Origin of the sequence: Hallella absiana (genome assembly GCF_025457485.1) — a bacterium.
GTDB lineage: Bacteria > Bacteroidota > Bacteroidia > Bacteroidales > Bacteroidaceae > Prevotella > Prevotella absiana.
In genome coordinates, this window is the sequence record NZ_JAMXSP010000001.1 from 39,518 (window position 1) to 65,040 (window position 25,523).

Below are 25,523 nucleotides of genomic sequence, written 5' to 3' on the forward strand. Positions count from 1 at the left end.
GAGTTAATGTCTGAGCGCAAGGTTATAGTTATAGTAATTGGCATCGCCAGTGATGTCTTTCACCACTTTGAGGAAGGGTGGGAAGTTGACGCTTTCGGTGTCGGTGATGCCTTTTGTCTCAAGGATGACAAGTCCCTGGAGCTGTCGTTGATAGGTGTCGAGCTCGAAGTATTGCCCTTTCCAGATAAAGCTCTTGCGCTTCTTGTATATCGTGTGGCGATAAGGATCGGCTTGCGAGAGCAGCGACTCATAGAGAGCGTTGCTCACCTGTCGTTCGGTCTCTACCTGCTGGTTGTGTCCGACAGTTTTCTTCATGGTGTGCACGTTGACGCGCTTGCCGCCGGGCCAGATGCGCCGGCGCAGTCTGACCTCGCTGTCCGGGTCAGCCACGAGATACGTCTGCACGATGTCGCTGTCGATGGTCTGTGGCATGTCGCCGACAACCTCCACGATGTATTTCCGCTCCTCGGTGATGGGTTGCGGCAATCCGAGCACGGCGGAGATCTCCTTGAGCACGCGGTTGATCTTTGTGTCGAAGTCGACGTGGTTGTTGATAACGCGCAGATGGGGATGGCCGCTCCATGCGTTGATGACGCGCTTGTCGAGGGTGCGAGCCTTTTCCAGTCCTTCCGACCGTTCCTTGTTATTAGCCGTTGTGTAGAACTCTTCGGCACCGTCAGCGGCGGAGACGAGGTGAAGCACGGCATCGTAGCGTCCGAGCAGTTCCGGCGTGGAAGTACCTACGCGTCCGGTGATGTCGTTCCACATGTCAGCGTCCATATACGCCGAGATGTCCATGGCACCCCGGTCACAGACGATCACCGCCGGTTCCTTCACCGTTTGGGCAATCTGTGTGAACTTATCTTCGAGCCCGAGTTGCTCCTGCAGTGTGGCGATCTCGCCTTGATAAAAGAATTCGTGATTGGTAGTCAGGTAGTCCATTCCCGCTTGGGCAAACATGGTGGGTACTTCCGGAATCGTGAAGACCTTAAAGCCCAAACTTGAGAAATGGTCGATGACCTTTACAAGAGCTGTCGTTTTGCCTGCACAAGGACCACCTGTGAGGACAATCTTTTTGAGTTGATAATCCATTTGGAGTTGTATTTCGTGTCGACACTTGGATTCGAACCAAGGACCCCCACCATGTCAAGGTGATACTCTAACCAACTGAGCTATGCCGACAAACGAACATATTTATAATGCAAAACCGTCTGCTCTTGTTTTGCGGGTGCAAAGGTACAAAGAATTTTTGAAACAGACGAAAGAATTGCATCTTTTTTTTCAATTAATTGTTGTGGTCGGTGTTTGGCCGGCCACAACAGTCTCTTATGCTTCTACTTTCTTGCAGAACTGCTCGCCGTAGTCGCGGCACTCGTCGATGGCCTTGTTGTCGGGCACCCACAAGCATTTGATACCGTCGTCAACGACGTCAAATCCTGCTTCCTGCAGATGTTTCGTGATGAGTTTCGGCGCGTCGCCGCTCCAGCCGTAAGAGCCGAAAGCAGCTGCTTTCTTGCCTTTGAACTTCAGTCCGCGTGCCATCTCGAGGATGCCTGCGATGGCAAACGAGTAGCCGTAGTTGATCGTCGGAGAGCCTACGAGCACAGCTTTTGAGCGGAACATCTGTGTGAGCACATCGTTCTTGTCTTCTTTGGCAACGTTGTAGAGTTTCACCTCTACCGACGGATCGGCGCGGCGGATGCCTTCGGCGATAGCCTCACCCATGAGTCGTGTGCTCTGCCACATCGTATCGTAGACAATGGTGATCTGATTCTCCTGATAAGGCGTCGACCACTTCTGATAGTTCTCAATGATCTGCGAGATGTACTTTGTCCAGATGACACCGTGCGACGGTGCGATCATCTTGATGGGCAGGTTCATGCCGAGCACCTCCTTTACCTTGCGGGCCACCATCGGGCTGTAGAGGTTGAGGATGTTGGTATAGTACTTCTCTGCCTCATACATCACCTCGTTGACGTCTGCTGCCGTGTCAAAGAGCGACTCGGTGGCATAGTGCTGTCCGAAGGCGTCGTTGGAGAACAGAATCTCGTCGCCGGACATATAGGTGAACATCGTGTCGGGCCAGTGGAGCATCGGTGCCTCGATGAAGGTCAGCGTATGCTTGCCGATGTTGAGCGTGTCACCTGTCTTGACGTTGACATAGTTCCAGTCCTGGTGATAGTGACCGCGCAGGATGGCCTCTCCTTTCTTTGTGCAGTAGATCGGGGTGTCCGGAATCTCACGGAGCAGTTCGGGCAGTGCGCCGCTATGGTCTATCTCGTTGTGGTTCATCACGATGTAGTCGATGTCCTTCAGGTCGATGACCTCTTTGAGCCGCTTGACAAACTCGCGGTCGTAAGGGCGCCACACCGTGTCGATGAGCACATTCTTTTCGTCCTTAATCAAATAGGCATTGTAGCTGGAGCCATGAAAAGTGGACAGCTCGTCGCCATGGAAATGGACCAAGTCCCAGTCCACCTTGCCTACCCATGTGACGTTGTCGGTAATCTTCTTTCCCATATCTTTAGTTATTCCTCTTTCATTCCGTCCTGATTTGAAATAATGGTGACGGCTTCTTGTTGTCCAGAGGCCGTCATCATCTGCTTATCTTCGTAAATCGATTATTCCTCCACGGGGCTGAAGTCTTCCTTGCCTACGCCGCAAGTGGGGCATACCCAATCTTCGGGCAGATCCTCAAAAGCTGTTCCGGGCTGAATACCATTGTCAGGGTCTCCTTTAGCGGGGTCATAGATGTAGCCGCATACATTGCATTCGTACTTTTTCATGTTGTGTTATGTTTTAAATGAATACTCGGCACCATCGCCAGGCGACGCTGCCATGAAAGTTTTCTTTTCTATGCGCAAAGATACGAAAGATAAATCAGAATACCATCATAATCTCGAAATATTTCGACCTGCAAGGCCGAAAATCACGATTAGCCAGTCAGTCATATACTTATCATTTCCTTGTCGCAAAAGTATGGCGAGCATGCGCCAAACTATGTCGAAGGAGCAAGCTCTCAAAGCGAGAGACTGACAGCAACAGACTTGTAGCAGGATAAAAAGGCTCCGTAGGTTGCAAGAGGCGAGCCCGCAGTGTATGAAGTCTCTATATACAATAAGGTGTGGAGGAGTAAGGCTTTTAAATAAAAAGTGAACAAGGCAATTAGTATGGACATGTCAAAGCAGAAAGAAAATGTGATAAGTTATTACAAAACTATGTCTCTGAACACTTGTGTTCTGGAAAAACAAAAGTGGGACAAAGAAGGGAAAATAGTGATTGAAACCACAAAATTGTGGTCGGACGTTCACAAAACGGTGAGATGAGCCGAAGAAACAAGTTGTTTCGTCGGCTCATCTCAGTTGTTTTATCAGTAGAAAACACTTAGATGACAGGCAGAAAGCAGTGTTTTCAATAGCCTACTCTTCTATGTTTTTCAACACGTGCACTTTTTCCTTGTACCCTGTCAGCCTCAGCGAGGCAGTGCCTTTTATGTCACGGATAGAGGAGCCGACCTTAAAGGTATAATTGCCGGCATCGGCGACCCATGAACTCTTCCTGGTTACAAAGGACGCAAGGTCACGCTTGTCGATAGTCATACATCAATAATAAACCTCAATTCCGCAAGAATGATTCAAAAACATGTCTTAGCACCTTTAATTACCACATCCTCACGAACTCCTTGGCATCGTTGCATGCCTTGATGACCTTGCCGTCGGGACTGATGACGATGAGGTAAGGAATAAACTGGATACGGTACGCGGAGGCAGCGGCACGGTTGAGCTGCCCTTCCGTCAAGGGTATAGTTTCTCATCCTGGGCCAGAGTTTGTAAGCGTAGTCCAGGGCCTTCCCCAATAAGTCTGACGGTGTGGTGGTCTTACTGGCCACCTTCATCCATGCCTCCATGGTATCCATGATAGGCAGTCCCCTCTCCTTTCGCTCCTTTGCCACTTCTTCATATGAGGCCTTCCGCTGGCGCAGGTTTTCCTCCTGGGTATAGAGCAGGCCAATGTATTCCAGGGCTTTTGAAGATACGCCGGGACACGCCCGTTCGGCCTTCATCCGGCAGGACAAAGCCGACTTCGAGGACGACTTCTCCGTAGAACTCATCCGGCAGGAGACCATTGACGAACTCATCGCTGCCGTGGACAGACTGCCTGAGGATATGCGGCAACTGTGCGTGATGATTTTCCGTGAAGGGATGAAGACGGCGGAGATAGCCCGGCAACTCAATATCACGGAGAGCGGGGTGAAGAAAAAGAAACGACGGCTGCTCGACCTGCTCAGAAAGTCGCTGTCTCCAGAAGCGCTGTTCTTGGCTTCTATTATTCTCACAAATTGAATTGCTGTCTTATTGTGCACCGCTATGTTAAGCGAGGTTAGGACAATACCATGTATCTCCAGGAACGATGTCTTTTTATTTCTGCCTACGGCAGATGGAGCCACTCATTACTCCTCCGTCATAATGTGTTGATAAGCAAAGGCCCCAGCCGGTTTACTCCATGATCAACCCCATGTATGTGTCGTAGTCGATATGTTCACCGCCCATACTTCTCAGGTGTGGCGTTTCAAACTGACAGTCGATCAGACGTCCCCCGACGCTCTCCATCCATCGGGCCAGAGCGATGAGCGCATATTTGGAAGCTGAAGGATGTAACGAGAACATGCTCTCGCCAAAGAAGCTGCAACCCAAAGTCACTCCATACAGTCCACCTACAAGAGAGTCACCCTCCCACACTTCTACGCTCCGTGCCAAGCCGCGCTCATGGAGACGGCGGTAGGCTGCAATCATGTCGCTGCCCAGCCATGCGCCACATTGCCGGTCGCGGCCGCCAACCTTGCTGCACGCACTGATGACCTCGTCAAACGACCGGTCGAAAGTGGCACGGTATCTGTGGCTGTTGACCAGCGTGCGCATGCTGTGACTGACGTGGATCTTTTTGGGAAAGATGACGAAGCGGTCCATCGGGCAGAACCACAGAATCTCATTTCCCTCCTTGAATCCATACCATGGAAAGATGCCATGGCTGTAGGCCAGCACCAGCCGGTCTACACTAAGGTCGCCACCTACAGCCAGCAAACCGTCAGGTTCTCCGGTATGAGGATCGGGAAAAGCGAGATAGTCCTTATCCAATTGCCAGACCGCCATCTCTCACTTCTATTTTTGCGATACCTCCATGGGCCAGCTCTCCAAACAAGATGCCGCGCATCAACAGCGGCTTCAGTTCGCGGGCTATCACGCGGTCCATCTCGCGGGCACCATATTCTGTCGTGAAGCCCTTCTTCAGCAGCAATGCTGCCGCGGCGTCGGACAACTGCATGGTCACGCCTTTCTTGACGAGCTGAGCCTGCAGAATATCTAACTTCTTTTTCAGAATCAACTGTGCCATCTGCTCATCCATATCATGGAAGACGACAGTCGCTGACAGGCGGTTGATGAATTCCGGGGTGAACGTGCGCTTCACCTGCGCCAGCATAGCCTCGCCTCTTGATGTGTGGCCATTGAATCCGACGCTGGCCTGCGACGCAAATCGTGCGCCGGCGTTGGACGTCATGATGAGGACGACATTGCGGAAGTCGGCTTTCCGACCTTTGTTGTCGGTAAGCACAGCGTAGTCCATCACCTGCAGCAGGATGTTATAGATGTCGCTGTGTGCTTTCTCAATTTCGTCGAGCAGCAGCACACAGTTGGGTGTCTTGCGGATCGCGTCGGTAAGCAGTCCGCCATCCTCATAGCCTACATAGCCTGCCGGATTGCCGATCAGCTTGGCGACGGTCTGCTTTTCGGTGTATTCACTCATGTCAAACCTGACGAGGCTGACACCTAACTCATTGGCCAGCACACGTGCCACCTCGGTTTTGCCCACACCGGTAGGCCCGACAAAGAGCAGGCTCGCCAAGGGCTTCCCCTCTTCCTGCAGTCCGGCCTTTGCCATCTCCACCGATTCCACCACCTGCCTGACAGCCTCGTCCTGACCGTAGATCTTCGCGGCGATGCGGTCGTAGAGGGTTTGCAAAGCGTGATTGTCGCTGTCCTTGAGCACCATGGCGTCGATCTTGCAGATCTTGGCCAGCACCTGCCTCACCAAGTCCTTATCCACCGTCTGCTCATCGTCTGCTGACGGATGCAGCTCGCGATAGGCTCCAGCCTCGTCGATCAGGTCGATGGCCTTATCGGGCAGGAAGCGGTCGGCGATATATTTCGCCGATGCCCTGACCGCCTCTTCAATGGCCTCGCCGGTGTATCTCACGTGGTGATAGTCCTCATAGCCATTCTCCAGTCCTTGCAATATCTCGATCGTCTCGTCGACCGACGGCTCTTTGATGTCTATCTCTTGGAAACGGCGCAGGATACCCGTGGAAGCTGACAGCCACCGCTTCAATTCGTCGTAGGTGGTGGAGCCGATAAAACGGATGTCGCCCGACTCAAGATAGGGCTTGAGCATATTCGACGCGTCTATCGAGCCGTCGCTACTGCGTCCCGCGCCGACAATGTTGTGCATCTCGTCCATATAGATGATGACATTCCCTTCCTTGCGTGCTCCATCCATCACCTTCTTGATGCGCTGCTCGAAATCACCGCGATACTGTGTACCGGCGAGCATCGTGCCCATGTCCATCGAGTAGATACGGCAGTGGCTGATACGTTCCGGCACCTCTCCTTTGTTGATGCGGTCGGCGAGTCCATAGACAAGCGAGGTCTTGCCGACACCCGGTTCCCCCACATGCAAAGGATTGTTCTTGTCCTTGCGACAGAGCACTTGGATCGTCCGCTCCAGTTCGGCCTGTCTGCCGATCAGCGGATTATGTTTTGCCACATCGTCATTGATACACGTCACCCAGGCATGCCAGTCGGCTGGCTGCTCATCGACGCAGGGATCATCAAACGGTTCGTAGTCATCCCCTTGGCCCGGCGTGGGAAAGTCCTCGTCACGATACTCGTCAAGGAGACAGGCTATAAATCCGGCAGTGTCGTCGTTGATAGCCTTGCGAAGGATGTAAGCAGCCCACGACTCTTCCATCTTCAACAAGGCGTCGATATAATGCGCGATGGTCAGATGCGCGCTTTCCGAATTATAGGCATCGACAAAGGCAAGGTGCATCAGCTGTGCGCCCTGCTCCGACATGCCCGGATACTCGCCTTCGGGTACGGGCACCTGATCCTGCTGGCTGAAGAACTTGTCCAAGGCATCAGGAATTTCGTGGGGCTGGACAGAGCAGATTGTCAGTGCGTCCTTCACCTCCGGTAGTTCTATCATCACCCGGAGCATGTGTTCCGGCATCACAAACTGATGCTGCAGTTCAGCAGCGAGCTTGCGTGCTCCCATCAGCATGTCGCCGACTTGCTCGGTACTTCCTAAGAACTCTGCCATCGTCAAACCTCCTTATATGTGATTTTCAAGGGGAAACCCTCTGCGCGCGCCATCTCTGTAGCCCATTTACAGCGACTCACAGCGACGTCGTAGGTATAGGTGCCCACAACGGCCTGACCTTTTTGGTGGACCTCCATCATCAGCCGCCCGGCATCATCCTCTGGTTTGCGAAACACTTCCACCAATACTCTCACCACAAAATCCATCGTGGTGAAATCATCGTTCCAGAAGATCACCGCCCAGCGATGAGGCTCCCGGAGATTGACCCGCTCACGCAGAGCTGTCTGTGATTTATGATTTTCCATATTACAAAGATACAACTTTCCTGTTGATTACAAAAGGGAAACAAGAAAGAATTATCGTAACTACTCAGCTGCCGTATCGCCCTTTGGCGATAACAAGTTGTTGATATAACAGGGTTAGTTATATAGAAGCGAATGTAGGTCGAAGGTAAGAGTAGAGTTACGAGCGGAGATTCATATTTGATTCTGACAAAAACAAATAAAACCCTTGCTGTGATGCACGGGCTACGCCCCTTGTTTCTTTTCCGGCTCTGTCTTGCTCCGAAGCAAGCTTCGGCAAGCCGGTGCCGGAAAAGAATTTGGCTGTATTGGGGCGGAAAAATGCCACTTTTCAAGACATTTTCGCGCTTGCGGCAAAAGTGAAGCAACTAAGTGGCCTGCTTTCCACAATCAGCGAAAACGGATTTGTGCTAAGAGGGATGGCAGTGTCTAAAGAACTAAAAAAAAGCCCGTGCTACCACTGTAGTACGGGCTTTTCTCTTGCCTAATTTTCTTCTCGTATGAAAGAAGCGCTTTGCGTGATTATTTGCGGAGACCGAGAGCCTTCACAATGGCACGGTAACGCTCGATGTCACGATCCTTCAGGTAGTCCAGCAAAGCACGGCGCTTTCCTACCAAACGAGTCAGAGAACGTGTTGTCACAAAGTCCTTGTGATGAGTCTTGACGTGCTCTGTCAGGTGTGCGATACGATAAGTGAACAGTGCGATCTGGCTCTCAGCAGAACCGGTGTCTGCATTGCTCTTGCCATACTGGCCGAAGATTTCCTCCTTCTTCTCTTTGTTTAAATACATTGTTTGTTGATGATTAATTGTTGTTGCATCATTACATCCTTCGCCCGCAGGAGTCTTCATCATAGCTCAAGCGGCCTTAAATGCATCGGTATCTCCGAAAATGCGCTGCAAAGTTACAAAAAAGTTCTCAGAGTCAGCCACTTTTACCAGTTTTTTTTGTAATTTTGCAAGCAAATTATTAGCTCTATTAAGGTAAAGTAATGCAAGACATTCGTAACATCGCAGTTATTGCGCATGTCGACCATGGCAAAACAACGCTGGTTGACAAGATGATGCTCGCTGGTAAACTGTTCCGTGACGGCCAGGACAACAGCGGCGAAGTATTGGACTCCAATGATTTGGAGCGCGAGCGAGGGATAACCATCCTTTCCAAAAACGTGTCCATCACATGGAAAGGAGTGAAGATCAATATTCTCGATACACCGGGTCACTCCGACTTCGGCGGTGAGGTGGAGCGTGTGCTCAACATGGCCGACGGCTGTCTGCTGCTTGTTGATGCCTTCGAGGGTCCTATGCCGCAGACTCGATTCGTGCTGCAGAAGGCTCTGAAGCTTGGACTGAAACCTATCGTGGTGGTCAACAAGGTCGACAAGCCTAACTGCCGTCCTGAGCAGGTCTATGAGATGGTGTTCGACCTGATGTGTGACCTCAACGCTACAGAAGACCAGCTTGACTTCCCCGTGGTCTATGGTTCTGCCAAGAACGGTTGGATGGGACCAGACTTCAACAAGCCCACTGACAATATCGATTATCTGCTCGATAAGATCCTTGAGGTCATCCCGGCACCTAAGCGCCTGGAGGGTACGCCTCAGATGCTGATCACTTCTCTCGACTATAGTTCTTATACAGGACGTATCGCTGTCGGCCGTGTGCACAGAGGTACACTCAAAGACGGTATGAACATCACCGTCTGCCACCGCGACGGTACGTTTGAGAAAGATAAGATCAAGGAGTTGCATACGTTCGAGGGTATCACTCACAAGCGTTGCGACCATGTCGACAGTGGTGATATCTGCGCTGTCGTCGGTTTGCAGCACTTCGAGATTGGTGACACCATCGCCGACTTTGAGAACCCTGAGGCTCTGCCGCCGATCGCTGTCGACGAGCCTACGATGAGTATGCTCTTTACCATCAACGACTCACCTTTCTTCGGTAAAGAGGGCAAGTACTGCACTTCCCGTCAGATCGGCGACCGTTTGCAGAAAGAGCTGGAGAAGAACCTGGCACTGCGTGTGCGCAATGTAGAGGGCTCTACCGACAGTTGGATTGTCAGCGGCCGTGGTGTGCTTCACCTCTCTGTGCTCATCGAGACCATGCGTCGTGAAGGTTTTGAGTTGCAGGTGGGCCAGCCCCAGGTAATCTATAAGGAGATCGACGGTCAGAAGTGCGAGCCTGTTGAGGAACTCGACATCAATGTGCCGCAGGACTATGCCAGCAAGATGGTGGATATGGTCACACGCCGCAAGGGTGATCTGACAGGTATGGATACCGAGGGCGACCGTGTCAACATCACGTTCGACATTCCTTCTCGTGGTATCATCGGTCTGCGTACCAATGTGCTGACGGCTTCGCAGGGTGAGGCTATCATGGCTCACCGCTTCAAGGAGTATCAGCCTTACAAGGGTGAGATCGTCCGCCGTATCAACGGTTCGATGATTGCCATGGAGACGGGCACTGCTTATGCTTACTCCATCGACAAGCTGCAGGATCGTGGTAAGTTCTTCATCGACCCGGGTGAGGAAGTCTATGCCGGTGAGGTCATCGGCGAGCATGTCCATGACAACGACCTCGTGGTCAACGTCACCAAGGCTAAACAGCTGACCAACGTGCGTGCTTCCGGCTCTGACGAGAAGGCACGTGTCATCCCGAAGACGGTCATGAGCCTTGAGGAGTGCCTGGAGTATATCAAGAGCGACGAGTATGTGGAGGTGACTCCTAAGTCGATGCGTATGCGCAAGATCATCCTGGATCATCTTGAGCGTAAACGCGCCAACAAGGAATAAAGTTCCCTACACATTATTATATATATAGTAACTCCATACGTCGAGGGTTTATCCTTTGGCGTATGGAGTTATTCTTATCAGAACATTCTTAAATCTGTTGCAACGAAGGCGTTGCCAGCGAGAACTTATGCGTCTGACTTGTTTTGTCGTCTACTCTTTGGTCTTGCTGGCTTGAAAACGCAATATTACCACTCGGAGCGTGACTTGATCAGCCCAAAGTTCAAACCGTCCAAGCGTATTGTCAATGGTGCTACAGACTTTGACGTGGCAATAAGAAAAGGTATAATCCCAGGCGCCTGTCTATAAACTGAGATTATACCCTATACATTATTTATTATATATTTCTTTGAGCGGTACCATGACGAAGTCGCGCTCATGCATCAAGGGATGGGGAATCTTCAAATCTGGTTCATCCACTTTTATGTCATCATACAGCAGAATGTCGATGTCGATGACACGGTCGTGATAAACGCCATTCACTGATTTTCCCGTGCGGCCGAGATCATGCTCGATGCGCTGAGTAGCCAAGAGCACCTGGCGCGGAGGCAGTGTGGTCAGACAGCAACAGCACGCGTTGAGGAACTTATTGGGCGACTCGAAGCCCCACGGTTCCGTTTCATGAAGGGAAGAGAGGGCAGAGACATGCCCTACCCTACTCTCCAATAGCTCTACGGCTTGCCGTATCAGTCCACGTCGGTTGCCAATGTTGGAACCTAAGCTGAGATAGACTTTATGCAAAGCCGGATTGTTTATATCTGCCATAAGCCGTTTTTACAACTATGGGATTGCTACACTGTCAGTCCACGATCAGCAGACTGTCGCCATAGCATCCAAACTTATAGCCATGCTTCAGTGCCAATGCGTAGCAGGCCATCACGTTCTCATAACCACCGAAGGCTGCTGTAGACATCAGCAGCGTAGACTCGGGATGATAGAAGTTGGCAATCATCGTGTCAGCAAGACCGAACTCGTAAGGCGGGAAGATGAACTTGGATGTCCAACCGTCAAACTCCTTGAGGAAGCCGTCAGTGCCTACTGCTGTCTCAGTAGCCTTGGCTACACTCGTTCCGACGGCACAGATATGATGTCCCTCTTTCTTGGCGGTGTTTACCATGTCGCAAGCCTCCTTGTTGACAAACATCTGCTCAGAGTCCATCTTATGCTTGGTGAGATCCTCCACCTCAATTGGTGAGAAGTTGCCCAAGCCGCAATGCAGCGTGATAAACGCCGTGTTGATGCCTTTGATTTCCATACGCTTCAACAGCTCACGGCTGAAATGAAGTCCGGTAGCCGGCACGGTGACAGCACCTTCGTTGCGTGCGAAGAGTGTCTGGAAGTCTTCCAGATCTTCCTTTGTCGCATGGGAGTGCACGTGCATCCCCTTCATATCGGGATCCTCGGGGCGGCCGTTGAGTATATACTCCGGCAGCGGAGCCTCGCCAAGAGCGAAGAGGTCGCGTTTGAACTGATCGTGAGGACAGTCATAGAGGAAGCGCAAGGAACGTCCACGGCTGGTCGTGTTGTCATAGACCTCGGCTACCATGGTGCCCACCTCATCGAAGAAGAGTTTGTTGCCGATACGGATCTTACGCGCCGGCTCCACGAGCACGTCCCACAGGTGTGTCTCCTCGTTGAGCTCACGCAGGACAAAGACCTCGATCTTTGCGTCGGTCTTTTCCTTCGTTCCGTACAGACGGGCAGGGAAAACCTTCGTATCATTAAGGATGAACACATCGCCATCATCGAAATAATCGATGACATTGCGGAAGTCAAGGTACTCGCCTTTGATCGGCTGTCCCTTGTCATCCTTCTTATAGAGTTCTATCTCGCCCGTTGTCCGGTGCAGCACCATCAGACGGGATTCATCACGACGGGTAATCCGAAAAGAACCCTTCGTACCATCGTCGTTCGTATACTCCCTCACAATGCTGTGAGGATAAAGGGCCACCGACTCGGGCGGCAACTTGAACTTGAACTGCGATAACTTCATAATGTATATTTCCTTTCTATTCTGTCTGATAATAATCCTGGTTGGGATTTGCTTTGTTTATGCCACAGGCCTGTTGTCCGCCTTGGGAGTGATCTGAGGCTTTGCCTCGGCAGGACGCTGTAGCGCAGCGGCACTCACTTCGTTGGGAATCTCACTGTCCAGCCATTCTCCGAAATGATTGAACGCAATGCAATCGCTCTCGCTGATGTCGCCCACACGTGTCCGACGCAGACTCGTGAGATAAGCTCCGCTATTCAGTGCCCGGCCAATGTCGCGGGCCAGCGCACGGATATAAGTGCCTTTGCCACAAACGACGCGGATGGCCATCGTCTTTTTCTCATCGTCATAGTCGGTGAGTTCCACCTTATCTATATGTATAGCCTTCGGTTTCAGTTCCACGTCCTCGCCATTGCGGCGCAACTGATACGACCTTGTCCCATCGACTTTACAAGCACTGTAGGTTGGAGGCACCTGCTGGATGTCACCCTCGAACTGTTTCAGCACGTCAAGGATGAGTTCACGTGTGATATGCTCCACAGGATAGGTAGTGTCGACCTCGTGCTCACGGTCATAGCTGGCAGTGGTAGCTCCCAACTGCAACGTTGCCGTGTATTCCTTGGTATGGCTTTGCAGCGTCTCGATTTGCTTGGTGCACCTGCCTGTGCAGAGGATCAGGACACCCGTCGCCAATGGGTCGAGCGTGCCGGCATGTCCCACTTTCACCTTCTGCCCTAATTTTTGTGAGAGCAGGAAACGGATGTGAGCCAATGCGCCGAAGCTCGTCATGCCATAGGGCTTGTCGATCGCTAAGATTTCTCCTTTGATAAAATCTCTCATCAATCAACCATAACAAGTGAATGACCAGTTGCCAACATTAGCAGAATGATGCCGCCAATGATGATGCGATACCAGCCGAATGCACGAAAACCGTATTTGGTCAAGAAACCGACAAACCACTTCATAGCAAGCATAGCCACCACAAAAGCGATGACGCAACCTACGATGAGCAACATGATATTGTTGCTGGTAGCCCACGTAGTGCCTTCCTTGAACATATCGATCAGGTCGAGAAGCGTAGCACCCGCCATCGTCGGCACAGCCAGAAAGAAAGAGAACTCTGCCGCACGCTTGCGTGTCAGCTTCTGCTGCATTCCTCCTACGATAGTAGCCATACTGCGACTTGTTCCTGGAATGACTGACAAGCACTGCCAACAGCCAATGAGAAACGCACGCTTCCAATCGACTTGATTGTTCTCTGACCCTTTGTTGAAGATACGATCACAGAAGAGCATGAATACGCCACCTATGACAAGCATAGCAGCCACGACGACCACACTGTCCAGCAACCAGTCGAGCAGACCGCTCTTCTTAGCTGCCAAGCCAATGACTACGGCAGGCAACACACCCACGATAAGCAGTCCGTAGAATTTCATCTTGTCGACAAACTCCTCATAGTTGCGCATCTGAAAGAAATGCTTCCAATATAGACACACAACAGAGAGAATGGCACCGAACTGAATGATAAACGTGAAGGCATGGACAAAAGGATCGCCTTGCTGTACGCCCAAAAGGTTCTGGGTGATGATCATGTGTCCGGTCGACGACACAGGCAGGAACTCTGTGAGTCCCTCCACGATGGCGATGATAATAGTCTGTATCAGTGTCATCAGGCCTCCTCGTTGTTAGATGGTGCTTCGGCAGGAGTGTTCTCGTCTCCATTGTCCTTGGGTTTGTGGATGATGGCATAGATCATGGAGATGAAGCCAACAAAGCATACCACAGGAGCTACCTTGATACGGCGGAAACTGAAGATGTCGGGATTAAAAGCCTGTTCCGTAGAACTGCTGCCACTCATCAGAATGAAGCCGATGACCACGATGGCAAAACCGATAGCCAACAACGTGAAGTTGGTACGGTCGAATGCATAATTTCTTTTATCCATATTTTGTTTATTCATTATTCTAAGTTCAAGTCTATTCATGCACGGTCACTTTTACTTAATTCAAGAGCAGCCAAGAGCAGAAAGAGTACCTTATGGTATGACAGAAGACTTAGGCAAGTCTAAATCTTATAGAGATCTCCTGCCTTCATCTTCAGGAAGCGGTTCACCGAGATGGAAGCGCAGATGGCCGTGATGATAATACCGAAAGCAACGACCGAAACAGCGGTGATGGTCATCTCACGCCACGTCACAATATTCAAAATCTCCGGCTCGTAGCGATAGAGCGCATACATACATCCACCAAGAACGATGATCGCCAACAGTGCGGCAAGCAGTCCGGTCAACACGGCACGACGGATGAAAGGCCCTCGGATAAAGCCCCAGGAGGCTCCGACGAGCTTCATTGTGTGGATGGAGAAACGGCGGGCATAGATACCGAGTTTCACCGTGTTGTTGATCAAGGAGAAGGACACAAAGGTGAGCAAAGCCGCAATGACGAGCAGGATGATACCAATCTTCGTCAGGTTACGGTTGACAGCATCGACCAAATCCTTCTGATAGTTGATCTCCGACACCTTAGGATAGCGCTTCAGCTGTGCCGAGATCCATTTCAGCGAGTCGTTGTTGGCATAGTCGCTCTTCAGCGTCAGCTCGACAGATGAGGGGAAGGGATTGATGCCATCGGTGAACTCAGAGGGATCGGCACCCATCTGACGGGTAGCATCAGCCAAAGCAGCACGCTTGCTGATGAAGTGCACTTGCTTGATATAAGGTTGCTGCTTCAGATGAGAGCACATCGTGATGGCTTCGTTGTCACTCATATCCTGTTCGAGCATCATGGTGACGACAAGGTTCTCTTTTACATACGACGAAAGATTGCGGCCGGTCAGCGTAGAAAACACGACAAGCCCCAACAGCACGAGCACCATGGCCGTGCTGATACACAAAGTAACAGCTTGCAGACGCCCAGTGTGCCTGCTTACCTTATTTCTCTTCTTTCCCATTGCAGTGGTCAAAATCTTGCATTTGGATACAAAGTTAATCAAAATATTAGAGAGAAAGAGATGATTAACTTGCATTAACCAAATAATCAAGAAGAAAAGCACCGATAATGATATATTTTTATTATCTTTGCTCAAGAATTCTGATAAGAAACGAGAATTAAAGTAAGAACAGAATTATGAGTACTGTTATTTATCCAAGTCCCATCTACGGCCCAGTGCACAGCCGCCGTTTAGGACTAAGCTTAGGTGTGAACCTGATGCCGGCAGACGGGAAGATATGCACCTTCGATTGCCTGTATTGTGAATGTGGCTTCAACAAGGACCGCCGCACACATTCACCCCATCCTACGCGGCAGCAGGTGGCGGAAGCTTTGGAAAAGCAGCTCATCAAGATGCACAACGACCAGGAGCATCCCGACGTGCTTACCTTCGCGGGAAATGGTGAGCCCACCAGTCATCCTGAGTTTCCCGGTATCATCGACGACACCATCCGGCTGCGTGACAAGTGGTGCCCGAAGGCAAAGATCAGTGTGCTGAGCAATGCCACCTTCTCCGGACACGACGACATCCGTCAGGCTCTGCTGAAGGTAGACAACAACATCCTGAAGCTCGACACGGTCAGCATGGACTATATCCGCAAGGTGGACCGCCCCATACAGCCCTCCTACGATGTCAAGGACATAATTGAGAACATGCGATGGTTCAAGGGACACGTGATCATCCAGACCATGTTCATGAAAGGCGACGGCACGGACAATACGGGTGAAGAATATGTGGCGCCGTGGCTCGACGCTGTCAAATACATTCAGCCGCAAGAAGTGATGGTCTATACCATCGACCGCGAGACGCCAGACCAAAAACTGCGCAAGGCTTCACATGAGGAACTGGATGCTATCCGCGACCGCGTCATTGCATTGGGCATTCCCTGCACGGCTTCGTATTAAAGCAAAAGACCTGTTCACAAGCAAAGCACGGTTTCATCTCCAGGCATAGAAATACTTTCACATGATCAACACTTGACTTTCGTCGGGCTATCAAATATAGATTATATTTATGAAAATCGTTCCAGCATCCATCGAACAAGCTGAGTCTATCGCCTCTCTCATCATGTTGGCGATGAACCACGAGTGTTGTCAGAACTTCGCAGGGCCAAGCCACACTTTAGAGGACTTCCATCGCATGATGATAGCACTGGTCAGAAGAGACGACAGCCAATACAGCTATCGCAACGCGATGGTGGCACTCGATGACAACACAACCGATGGTCATCCGGTGGTAGCCGGTGTCATCGTAGGCTACGATGGAGCTGATCTACATCGATTGCGCGAAACTTTCCTGCAAGCAGCCAAGGAGTTCCTGGGACAGGACTTCCGTGGCATGGCCGACGAGACGCAGGCCGGAGAGTACTATATCGACTCGCTTGCTGTCAACGAAAGCTACCGTCATCAAGGACTCGCTACGCTGTTGCTGAAAAAGCTCATCGATCAGAAGGGTCAGAGGCAGCCTGTCGGACTGCTCGTAGACAAAGGCAATCCAGGAGCAGAACGTCTCTATCGAAGTCTGGGCTTTGAATATGTCAACGACGCAACATGGGGAGGGCACGAAATGCGACACTTGCAGACAGCAGAAAAGTAAGCTGTTGTTCATAAACACACATTTACTGTTCGCCCATTACCAAGGCCAAAAGAAATTATCAACAGACGTGTAAAGAGCTAATTGTTAGTGTGAATACAAAAACACGAACTAATGTTAAAAAACTCACGGGGCGTTTTGAGTTTTCATCAAGAATGGCTAACTTTGCACGATGAAAGGAGAGATTATGTCCTGCTCCAAGCTTTTTAAACACAAAGAAATTAAACGTTATATATAATATAGGTATGAAAATTAAAAATTGTATGTTCGTAGCTTTGGCTGCGCTTTCTCTCGTTTCATGTGGAAAGAAGAGCGGCGGCGGCCTGGCTGACCTTCAAGACAATGAGTTTGCCGTGCGCACTGTCGGCGAGTCAAGCGCCGACATGCAGACCACTTATCCGGCAACCATCAAGGGTATTCAGGATGTGGAGGTACACCCAAAACTTTCTGGGTATATCACCAATGTGTATGTCCACGAAGGACAGTATGTGCGCGCCGGTCAGGTGATGTTCACCATCGACAGCGAGACCTACCGTGCCGCCGTCAGTCAGTCTCTGGCAGCATTGAACACAGCTATCGCACAGGCCAACACTACTAAACTGACCTATCTGAACAATAAGAAGCTTTTCGCCCAGCACATCATCGGTCAGTATGAGCTGGAGACCGCATTGAACAGCTACAAGACCGCTGAGGCTCAGGTGGCCCAGGCCCGCGCCAGCCTCGCCTCTGCCCGCGAGACGCTTGCATGGTGCACAGTGACCGCTCCGGCGTCAGGCGTTGTCGGCTCCCTGCCGTTTAAGAAGGGAGCCCTCGTCTCTGCTCAGAGCACGCTGACAACAGTCAGTGATGTCTCCACCGTGGAGGTGTTCTTCTCAATGAGTGAGGCCGACATCCTCGGCATGTCAAAGACGGCAGGCAGCGTAGCCGGCGTCATGCGTGAGATGCCAACCGTGAAACTACAGTTGGCCGACGGTACAGTCTACAACCAGCCCGGACGCGTCGTGAAGATGAGCGGTGTCATTGACGCTACCACAGGTGCTTACACACTGATCGCCCACTTCCCCAACCCTCAAGGACTGCTGAAGAGCGGCGGTGCAGGTCAGATCATCGTGCCGCACGTGAGCAACAACATCATCAGCATCCCGCAGGAGGCTACCTCTCAGGTTCAGGACAAGTACTTCGTATATAAGGTCGACAAGGACAACAAGGTGAAATATACCGAGATTACTGTCAACCCACAAAACGACGGACAGAACTATATCGTCACTTCCGGATTGAACGCAGGTGACCGCTATGTCTCCAAAGGCATCAGCAAGCTCACCGATGGCGAGCAGATCAAACCGCTCACTGAAGAGCAATATCAAAAGAAGATCGACGACGCAGCCAATCTCGCCAAAGAGCAGGGAACGGCAAAGGGCTTCGTCAAGGCAATGACAGGAAAATAAAATAAAGAAATGATGAATGTTGATTGTTGAATGTTGACGGTGTTCAGCGACGAGTGGCCGTGGCGCCATTAAGTCATCATTGAACATTCATCATTCAACATTCCTCATCATTTATCATTCATCATTCAACATTTAGAAGAATATGACATTTACTAATTTTATCAAGCGTCCGGTGCTCTCCACCGTGGTGTCTATCCTGCTTGTGCTGTTAGGTACCATCGGATTGGTGTCACTGCCTATCGAGCAATACCCGGACATAGCCCCACCAACCATCAATGTGCAGGCCTCCTATCAGGGTGCAGATGCCGAAACGGTGATGAAGTCTGTTGCCGTGCCTTTGGAGGAAAGCATCAATGGTGTGGAGAACATGACCTACATGACCTCGCAGACCACCAACGATGGTGTGTGTTGGATCACCGTGTACTTCAAGCAGGGCGCAGACCCGGATATGGCTGCCGTGAACGTGCAGAACCGTGTCTCCCAAGCTCAGGCTCTCTTGCCTTCTGAGGTTACGCAGGTCGGTGTGACCGTCACCAAGGATCAGACCTCTAACGTCATCATGTACGCCGTCACCTCCGACGGACGCTACGACGACCAGTTTGTCACGAACTATAACAACATCAACATCGTACCACTCATCAAGCGTATCAATGGTGTGGGTGACGTGTCAGGCCCTCCTTCCCCCAACTACTCTATGCGTATCTGGCTCAAGCCTGACAAGATGAAGGAGTACGGACTGATGCCATCGGACATCCTTGGTGTGCTTGCTGAACAGAATATCGAGGCTGCACCGGGTAAGTTCGGTGAAAACTCCAACGTGGCTTATGAATACACTCTGCGCTACAAGGGACGTCTGTCACAGCCGATGGAGTATGAGAACATTATCCTCACGAGTAAGACCACCGGTCAGACGCTGAAGCTCAAGGATGTAGCCAAGATCGAACTCGGCTCACTGATATACAACGTGAGTTTGAACAACGACGGCCAGCCAGCCTGTATGGGTATGGTGCGGCAGATCGCAGGATCTAACGCTACACAGATTGCTACTGACGTAAAGGCCGCTCTTGCTGAGCAGCAGAAGAGCATGCCGCCGGGGATGAAGATCGTCACGTTGTATGACGTGACCGACTTCCTCTTCGCCTCCATCCATGAGGTGGTGATGACGCTGTTCATCACGCTGTTCCTTGTGTTCATCGTGGTGTACATCTTCCTGCAGGATCTCCGCTCTACGCTCATCCCAATGATTGCCGTACCGGTGGCCTTGATAGGTACCTTCTTCTTCCTGTGGATCTTTGGCTTCTCCATCAACTTGCTGACGCTGTCGGCGTTGCTGTTGGCCATCGCCATCGTGGTCGATGATGCCATCGTGGTCGTCGAGGCCGTTCACGCCAAGCTCGACCAAGGTTACGACAACTCGCTCACTGCCGCCATCGACGCCATGAACGAGATCTCCAGCGCCATCATCTCCATCACACTCGTCATGGCTGCCGTGTTCATCCCTGTGTCGTTTATGGGTGGCACAAGCGGTACCTTCTACCGCGAGTTCGGTGTGACCATGGCTGTGAGTATCGTCATCTCGGCTGTCAACGCCCTGACGCTCTCTCCTGCCCTTTGCGCTATGTTCCTGAAACCTCACAAAGCCGAGGAGAACGAAAGCAACAAGAGTTTTGTGGCACGCTTCCACGCCGGATTCAACCGCGTGTTTGAGAAGACCACTAATAAATATAAGAAAGGTGTGGAGCGCGTGATCAATCACCGCATCATCACCGCTGGCATTGTCGTCGTAGGTATCGCCGCCCTGGCCATTCTGATGAATACCACCAAGACGGGTCTTGTGCCTGACGAGGATACGGGTACCATCTTCGTGACTATCTCGGCCAATCCTGGTACCTCACAGGAGCGCACCAAGGAGATTGTGAAAGAAGTCGACAAGATGCTGGCCAACAACCCGGCCATCCTCCACCGCAACGCTATCATTGGTTATAACTTCATTGCAGGTCAGGGATCTGACCAGGCTACGTTTATCATCAAGCTGAAGTCCTTTGAGGACCGTGCCGGCGGCATCACTGACCGCATCAAGCGCGCCATCCACGACAAGGACCCGATGGCTCTCGTCGTCAATCCTTACGAGCAGAACTCGGTGCTTGGCATGATCTATAAGCAGACTGCCAGCATCAAGGACGCACAGATCCTGGCCTTCGGTCCTCCTATGATTCCTGGTTTCTCCGTGCAGAATGGTGTGACCATGACCATGCAGGACAAGACCGGCGGCGACCTGAACAAGTTCTACAACGTCACGAAGAGCTTCCTCGCCGAACTGAACAAGCGTCCGGAGATCCAGCAGGCTATGACATCCTACAACCCTAACTATCCGCAGTATATGGTCGACGTGGATGTTGCCAAGACCAAGCAGGCCGGCATCTCGCCTAAGGTGGTGCTCTCCGTGCTTCAGGGTTATTATGGTGGTTTGTATGCATCCAACTTCAATGCCTTCGGCAAACTCTTCCGTGTGATGGTGGAGGGCGACGTGGCAAGCCGTATGTCACCCGACGGTCTTTCCCGCATCTATGTGCGCACAGCTACAGGCGACATGGCTCCGGTGAGTGAGTTTGTCAGACTGAAAAAGGTCTACGGCCCGTCCAACATCAACCGTTTCAACCTCTTCACCGCCATCAATGTCAGTGTCAACGCCAATGACGGTTACTCTTCCGGCCAGGTGATGAAGGCCATCGAGGAAGTGGCCAAGGACAATCTGCCGACTGGTTATGGCTATGAGTACTCAGGTCTGAGTCGTTCCGAGGCTGAGTCGAGCAACTCCACCGCGCTGATCTTCATACTCTGTCTGGTATTCGTCTACCTGATTCTGAGTGCACAGTACGAGAGCTACATCCTGCCGCTGTCAGTGTTGCTGTCCGTGCCGTTCGGTTTGGCCGGTGCCTTTGCCTTCACCAACTTGTTTGGACACAACAACGACATCTACATGCAGATCTCACTCATCATGTTGATCGGTCTGTTGTCAAAGAACGCCATCTTGATCGTGCAGTTTGCTTTGGAGCGTCGTGAGACTGGTATGGCCATCAAATATTCAGCCATCCTCGGTGCCGCCGCCCGTCTGCGTCCTATCCTGATGACCTCATTGGCAATGGTCATCGGTCTGTTGCCTCTGATGTTCGCCTCTGGTGTAGGCAAGAACGGAAACCAGACGTTAGGTGCCGCCGCCGTTGGTGGTATGCTCATCGGTACGCTCATCCAGATCTTTGTCGTGCCTGCTCTGTTCTGCATCTTCCAGTGGCTGCAGGAGAAGATCAAGCCGATGAAGTTCGAAGATGAGGAGAACGAGGAAGTTAAGGCTGAGCTTGAGCAGTACGCTCACGCTGACAAGCAAGTGCCTTACACTGACGCGTATACAAAGTAACAAAACGTAGAGTTTCGAAAATATGAAGATATATCATTTCATACTTACAGGTCTTGCAGCCGTCGCCATGACGGGCTGCAAGAGCCTTTACGGAAAATATGAGCGACCACAGGTCAACACCTCCGGGCTGGTACGCGACGCGGTGAGCAACACCGACACGCTTGCCGTGACCGACACGACCAGCTTCGCCAACATTCCCTGGAGGTCGGTATTCACTGACCCGCAGTTGCAGTCGCTCATCAGCACGTGTCTGACCAACAATCCCGACCTGCTCAACGCGGCGCTCAACGTGGATATGGCGGAGGCTCAGCTCAAGGCTGCCAAGCTCGCGTTCCTGCCGGGCATCTCGTTCACGCCGCAGGGAACCATCACTTCTTGGGATTACAGCAAGGCGACCAAGACCTATCAGCTGCCAATCAGCGCCAGTTGGGATGCCAATCTCTTTGGCAACCTCACTGCCGCCAAGCGTGCCGCCCAGGTCTCGATGCTTCAGACCAAGGACTATCAGGTCGCTGTGCAGACCAAGCTCATCGCCAATGTGGCCAACATGTACTACACCCTGCTGATGCTCGACAAGCAACTGCAAATCGTTACCGACATGGAGAAGCTCACCAAGGACACATGGGAAATCATGAAGATACAGCATCAGTCGGTCGCCGGTGTGCGCTCTACCGCCGTGCAAAGTGCCGAGGCCAACTATCTGAGCGTGCAGACGCAAAAGGAAGATCTCAAAAGACAGATCCGTGAAACGGAGAACAGTCTCTCGCTGCTGCTCGGTCAGCAGGCTCATGCGATCCCACGCGGAGACCTCGACAATCAGAATCTTCCCACCAATTTCTCCACGGGTGTGGGCATTCAGTTGCTCAGCAACCGTGCCGATGTTCACGCCAACGAGATGGCACTGGCCAACTGCTTCTATAACATAGAGGCTGCCCGCGCCCGCTTCTATCCTTCTCTGACGATCAGCGCTACCGGTGCCTTCACCAACAGCGGTGGCTTGGGTATCACCAACCCGGGTAAGATGCTGTGGAATGCCGTAGCTTCACTCGTGCAGCCCATCTTCGCAAAAGGCCAGCTCACAGCCGGACTTCGCGTCGCTGAGGATCAGTACAAGCAGGCTTACAACACCTGGCAGAACAGCGTGCTCTCCGCTGGCAGTGAGGTCAGCAATGCCCTCGTGCTCTACAATGCCTCTGACGCAAAGAGCAAACTGGAAGAGAAACGCATCGATGTGCTCAAGCGCAACGTGGAAGACACAAAGAACTTGATGGCCAGTGCAGGCTCTACCTATCTTGAGGTCATCACCGCTGAGAGCAACCTGCTCAACTCACAGCTCAACAAGGTACAGGACGACTTCAGTAAGATGCAGTCTGTCGTCAACCTCTACTATGCTTTGGGCGGGGGAGCAAAGTAAGTTAGGAATTAGAAATTAGGAATTAGGAGTTATTCAATTACGAGTTACGCTAATTACGAATTTGAAATTACGAATTACGAGTTCTCGAATTACGAATTTGGAATTTGGAATGACGTATTACGAGTGATGCGAATCGTGAACTCCATGTTTCTTTGAAGGTTTATCCCTGTAACTACTCCCCTCCCCTCGGGGGAGGGGAATGGGGGAGAGGCCTCCCTAAATATATTGAATTATGAACAACATCAGTGACAAAGCCGTAGTATCGCCGAAGGCGAAGCTCGGTGACAATATCAAGATATTCCCCTTTGTGTATATCGAGGACTACGTGGAGATCGGTGACAACTGTGTCATCTTCCCCTTTGCGAGCATCCTCAACGGCACAAGACTGGGCAAGGACAACAAAGTGCACCAGGGCTCTGTCCTCGGTGCCCTGCCCCAGGACTTTGCCTTCAAGGGAGAGCGCAGCGAGGTGGTTGTAGGTGACAACAATGTGATTCGTGAGAACGTGATCATCAACCGTGCTACGCACGAAGGCTGCAAGACGGTCATCGGCAACAACAACATGCTCATGGAGGGCGTGCACATCAGCCACGACACTAAGATTGGCAACTTCAACGTCTTTGGCTATGGTACAAAGATTGCCGGCAACTGCCAGATCGGCGATGGCGTCATCTTCTCATCGTCGGTCATCGAGAATGCCGGCACACGTGTCGGCAATCTGGCTATGCTGCAGGCTGGTACACGCTTCTCCAAGGATGTACCTCCCTACGTCATCGCAGGCGGTAACCCAATCGATTATGAAGGGCCCAACAACACGATGATGGAAGCCTGGAAAATCGACGAGCGCATCCGCAAACACGTCGCCAACGCCTACCGCCTCGTCTTCAATGGCAAGGTAAGCGTCTTCGATGCAGCTTTGCAGATTCGTGACCAGGTGCCCGACGGTGAGCAGGTTCGCAACATCATCGATTTCCTGAATTCCACAAAGGTCGGCATCATATCGAAGTAAAAAAGCAAAGATACCGCATAACGAAAGCCCCGGATGATCATGTGCCATCCGGGGCTTTATTGTTATATGCTGATGAGCAGAGAGAACTCAAATCTTCAGCAAAGAAAGATTTCTACTGAAATCGTTTATTGGTCAATTAGAAAAGCTTGTTGGGATAGACGCCCTCATCAACAAGCTTCTGGATGCGGGCAACCGTACCCGAGCGGTCAGCAGAATAGGTAACGCCGAACCACTTGCTCGTGGTGTCGAGCACCTCGCAGGTAGCCTTACCCTCATTGATCAGCTTGTTCACCACCCAAGGAATCAGGTACTCTGCCTTAGGATTGGCCTTGGTCTCAGGTGCATCGAGGAATTCTTTAAAGTATTTGTCGCTGTACTCGAAGTATTCCGGAGTGAAGCCCCACACGTTCATGCTTACCGGAGTGGTGTCAGCAATCTCCACCCACTTGCCGTTCTCGTCCTTGTAAGCCACATTGCCGTCGGCCTGGCGCTCGATCTCCGTGCGCTCCACGCAACCGGTGAGCAGGTTCTCGGCATTCTTGGAGCAGACACCACGAGAGACAGAACCATTGTCGCTCAGCGTGTTGCCGACGCGGAAACCTACCATGGCATACTTGCCTTTGCTGCCTTCTGGCAGTTCAGAGAGGAACTTGCCAATGACCTTGAAGCAGTCGCGATTGTAGAAGTCATCACAGTTGATGACACAGAAAGGCTCATGGATCACCTCTTTGGCCATCATCACAGCATGGTTGGTACCCCAGGGTTTCGTGCGGCCCTCAGGAACAGAGTAGCCCTCAGGAATCTTGTCGAGGCTTTGGAACACAAGCTCGCAGGGAATATGTCCCTCATATTTAGAAAGGATCTTCTCACGGAAGTCCTGCTCAAAATCCTTACGGATCACCCAGACGATCTTGCCGAAGCCTGCCTGAATAGCATCATAGATACTGTAGTCCATAATGGTCTCGCCGTTTGGCCCCAGACCGTCTAATTGTTTCAAACCACCGTAGCGGCTGCCCATACCGGCAGCAAGCAGTAATAATGTAGGTTTCATACTGTGTATTTTTAAATCAGTTAGAATATGCGCTATCTAAAGCAATGCAAAGTTACAGCAAATAAGCGAAAGGACAAAAAGAATCGTACCTTTTTTAAAGCTCCACCTTTTTAGCCCTGATCTCAATTACTTCAGCTTGCTTCTCTCCAT

24 protein-coding genes, 1 tRNA gene and 1 pseudogene are annotated in these 25,523 nt (G+C 51.4%); 8 read left to right on the top strand and 18 right to left on the bottom strand.

Annotated features, from left to right (window positions below):
• Window positions 1-3: 3 nt before the first annotated feature.
• From NG346_RS00195 to NG346_RS14545, 7 genes and pseudogenes are all read right to left on the bottom strand, one after another.
• Window positions 4-1,092, bottom strand: a complete 1,089-nt coding sequence (locus NG346_RS00195) for an AAA family ATPase (RefSeq protein WP_262288054.1) — start codon at window positions 1,090-1,092, stop codon at window positions 4-6.
• A gap of 16 nt (window positions 1,093-1,108) precedes the next feature.
• Window positions 1,109-1,182, bottom strand: a tRNA-Val gene (locus NG346_RS00200).
• Window positions 1,183-1,326: 144 nt separating this feature from the next.
• Window positions 1,327-2,520 (bottom strand): anaerobic nitric oxide reductase flavorubredoxin, encoded by a 1,194-nt coding sequence (locus tag NG346_RS00205; RefSeq protein WP_262278869.1) that lies wholly within the window; start codon window positions 2,518-2,520, stop codon window positions 1,327-1,329.
• 101 nt (window positions 2,521-2,621) lie between these two features.
• Window positions 2,622-2,786 (bottom strand): rubredoxin, encoded by a 165-nt coding sequence (gene rd / locus NG346_RS00210; protein ID WP_262278868.1) that lies wholly within the window; start codon window positions 2,784-2,786, stop codon window positions 2,622-2,624.
• Between the two features lie 633 nt (window positions 2,787-3,419).
• A complete protein-coding gene (locus NG346_RS00215) occupies window positions 3,420-3,599 on the bottom strand; it encodes a fibronectin type III-like domain-contianing protein (RefSeq protein ID WP_262288055.1) in 180 nt (59 codons plus the stop codon).
• Between the two features lie 61 nt (window positions 3,600-3,660).
• A complete protein-coding gene (locus tag NG346_RS00220) occupies window positions 3,661-3,798 on the bottom strand; it encodes a hypothetical protein (protein WP_262278866.1) in 138 nt (45 codons plus the stop codon).
• Window positions 3,799-3,844: 46 nt separating this feature from the next.
• Window positions 3,845-4,126 (bottom strand): annotated as a pseudogene (locus NG346_RS14545) (IS66 family transposase); the annotation flags it as partial.
• On the opposite strand from NG346_RS14545, the gene NG346_RS00225 reads away from it, so the two are divergent.
• Window positions 4,011-4,343: an RNA polymerase sigma factor gene (locus NG346_RS00225; RefSeq protein WP_262278865.1), complete on the top strand. Its 333-nt coding sequence runs from the start codon at window positions 4,011-4,013 to the stop codon at window positions 4,341-4,343. The pseudogene NG346_RS14545 and the gene NG346_RS00225 overlap by 116 nt on opposite strands.
• Before the next feature lie 153 nt (window positions 4,344-4,496).
• Here the strand turns inward: NG346_RS00225 and aat are convergent, their stop codons facing one another.
• From aat to rpsO, 4 genes are all read right to left on the bottom strand, one after another.
• Window positions 4,497-5,150 carry a leucyl/phenylalanyl-tRNA--protein transferase gene (aat, locus tag NG346_RS00230; protein WP_262288056.1) on the bottom strand — a complete coding sequence of 218 codons (654 nt, stop codon included), beginning with the start codon at window positions 5,148-5,150 and terminating at the stop codon, window positions 4,497-4,499.
• Window positions 5,128-7,335: an AAA family ATPase gene (locus NG346_RS00235; protein WP_396266666.1), complete on the bottom strand. Its 2,208-nt coding sequence runs from the start codon at window positions 7,333-7,335 to the stop codon at window positions 5,128-5,130. The genes aat and NG346_RS00235 overlap by 23 nt, the downstream gene beginning before the upstream one ends.
• Before the next feature lie 41 nt (window positions 7,336-7,376).
• Window positions 7,377-7,679 (bottom strand): ATP-dependent Clp protease adaptor ClpS, encoded by a 303-nt coding sequence (locus tag NG346_RS00240; RefSeq protein ID WP_262288058.1) that lies wholly within the window; start codon window positions 7,677-7,679, stop codon window positions 7,377-7,379.
• 519 nt (window positions 7,680-8,198) lie between these two features.
• A complete protein-coding gene (gene rpsO, locus NG346_RS00245) occupies window positions 8,199-8,468 on the bottom strand; it encodes a 30S ribosomal protein S15 (protein ID WP_154533507.1) in 270 nt (89 codons plus the stop codon).
• Window positions 8,469-8,668: 200 nt separating this feature from the next.
• On the opposite strand from rpsO, the gene typA reads away from it, so the two are divergent.
• Window positions 8,669-10,471 (top strand): translational GTPase TypA, encoded by a 1,803-nt coding sequence (gene typA / locus NG346_RS00250; protein WP_262288059.1) that lies wholly within the window; start codon window positions 8,669-8,671, stop codon window positions 10,469-10,471.
• A 327-nt stretch (window positions 10,472-10,798) separates the two neighbouring features.
• Here typA and folK read toward each other — a convergent pair whose 3' ends face one another.
• The 6 genes from folK to NG346_RS00280 all read right to left on the bottom strand — a co-directional run bounded on the left by folK (window position 10,799) and on the right by NG346_RS00280 (window position 15,407).
• Window positions 10,799-11,209 (bottom strand): 2-amino-4-hydroxy-6-hydroxymethyldihydropteridine diphosphokinase, encoded by a 411-nt coding sequence (gene folK / locus NG346_RS00255; RefSeq protein WP_262288128.1) that lies wholly within the window; start codon window positions 11,207-11,209, stop codon window positions 10,799-10,801.
• 58 nt (window positions 11,210-11,267) lie between these two features.
• Window positions 11,268-12,461, bottom strand: a complete 1,194-nt coding sequence (locus NG346_RS00260) for an S-adenosylmethionine:tRNA ribosyltransferase-isomerase (protein ID WP_262288060.1) — start codon at window positions 12,459-12,461, stop codon at window positions 11,268-11,270.
• Window positions 12,462-12,518: 57 nt separating this feature from the next.
• Entirely contained in the window at window positions 12,519-13,298 is a 780-nt protein-coding gene (gene truB, locus NG346_RS00265; RefSeq protein WP_262288061.1) for a tRNA pseudouridine(55) synthase TruB, read from the bottom strand.
• On the bottom strand, window positions 13,298-14,128 hold the full coding sequence (locus NG346_RS00270; RefSeq protein ID WP_262288062.1) for an undecaprenyl-diphosphate phosphatase: 831 nt from the start codon (window positions 14,126-14,128) through the stop codon (window positions 13,298-13,300). The genes truB and NG346_RS00270 overlap by 1 nt, the downstream gene beginning before the upstream one ends.
• Window positions 14,128-14,403 carry a DUF3098 domain-containing protein gene (locus tag NG346_RS00275; protein WP_154533502.1) on the bottom strand — a complete coding sequence of 92 codons (276 nt, stop codon included), beginning with the start codon at window positions 14,401-14,403 and terminating at the stop codon, window positions 14,128-14,130. The genes NG346_RS00270 and NG346_RS00275 overlap by 1 nt, the downstream gene beginning before the upstream one ends.
• Before the next feature lie 119 nt (window positions 14,404-14,522).
• On the bottom strand, window positions 14,523-15,407 hold the full coding sequence (locus tag NG346_RS00280; RefSeq protein WP_262278858.1) for a cell division protein FtsX: 885 nt from the start codon (window positions 15,405-15,407) through the stop codon (window positions 14,523-14,525).
• 176 nt (window positions 15,408-15,583) lie between these two features.
• Between NG346_RS00280 and NG346_RS00285 the strand changes: the two genes are divergently transcribed.
• The 6 genes from NG346_RS00285 to lpxA all read left to right on the top strand — a co-directional run bounded on the left by NG346_RS00285 (window position 15,584) and on the right by lpxA (window position 24,322).
• The gene (locus NG346_RS00285) at window positions 15,584-16,351 is read left to right on the top strand and encodes a radical SAM protein (protein ID WP_262278857.1); all 768 of its coding nucleotides are present in this window, start codon (window positions 15,584-15,586) and stop codon (window positions 16,349-16,351) included.
• A 109-nt stretch (window positions 16,352-16,460) separates the two neighbouring features.
• The gene (locus NG346_RS00290; RefSeq protein ID WP_262288063.1) at window positions 16,461-17,042 is read left to right on the top strand and encodes a GNAT family N-acetyltransferase; all 582 of its coding nucleotides are present in this window, start codon (window positions 16,461-16,463) and stop codon (window positions 17,040-17,042) included.
• 242 nt (window positions 17,043-17,284) lie between these two features.
• Window positions 17,285-18,484 carry an efflux RND transporter periplasmic adaptor subunit gene (locus NG346_RS00295; protein WP_262288064.1) on the top strand — a complete coding sequence of 400 codons (1,200 nt, stop codon included), beginning with the start codon at window positions 17,285-17,287 and terminating at the stop codon, window positions 18,482-18,484.
• Between the two features lie 142 nt (window positions 18,485-18,626).
• The gene (locus NG346_RS00300; RefSeq protein ID WP_262288065.1) at window positions 18,627-21,899 is read left to right on the top strand and encodes an efflux RND transporter permease subunit; all 3,273 of its coding nucleotides are present in this window, start codon (window positions 18,627-18,629) and stop codon (window positions 21,897-21,899) included.
• Window positions 21,900-21,921: 22 nt separating this feature from the next.
• Window positions 21,922-23,313 (top strand): efflux transporter outer membrane subunit, encoded by a 1,392-nt coding sequence (locus NG346_RS00305; protein ID WP_262288066.1) that lies wholly within the window; start codon window positions 21,922-21,924, stop codon window positions 23,311-23,313.
• A 232-nt stretch (window positions 23,314-23,545) separates the two neighbouring features.
• Window positions 23,546-24,322, top strand: coding sequence for an acyl-ACP--UDP-N-acetylglucosamine O-acyltransferase (gene lpxA / locus NG346_RS00310; protein ID WP_263010659.1), 777 nt, complete (start codon window positions 23,546-23,548; stop codon window positions 24,320-24,322).
• A gap of 136 nt (window positions 24,323-24,458) precedes the next feature.
• Here lpxA and NG346_RS00315 read toward each other — a convergent pair whose 3' ends face one another.
• On the bottom strand, window positions 24,459-25,373 hold the full coding sequence (locus tag NG346_RS00315) for a glycosyltransferase family protein (protein ID WP_262288067.1): 915 nt from the start codon (window positions 25,371-25,373) through the stop codon (window positions 24,459-24,461).
• Between the last annotated feature and the right edge of the window lie 150 nt (window positions 25,374-25,523).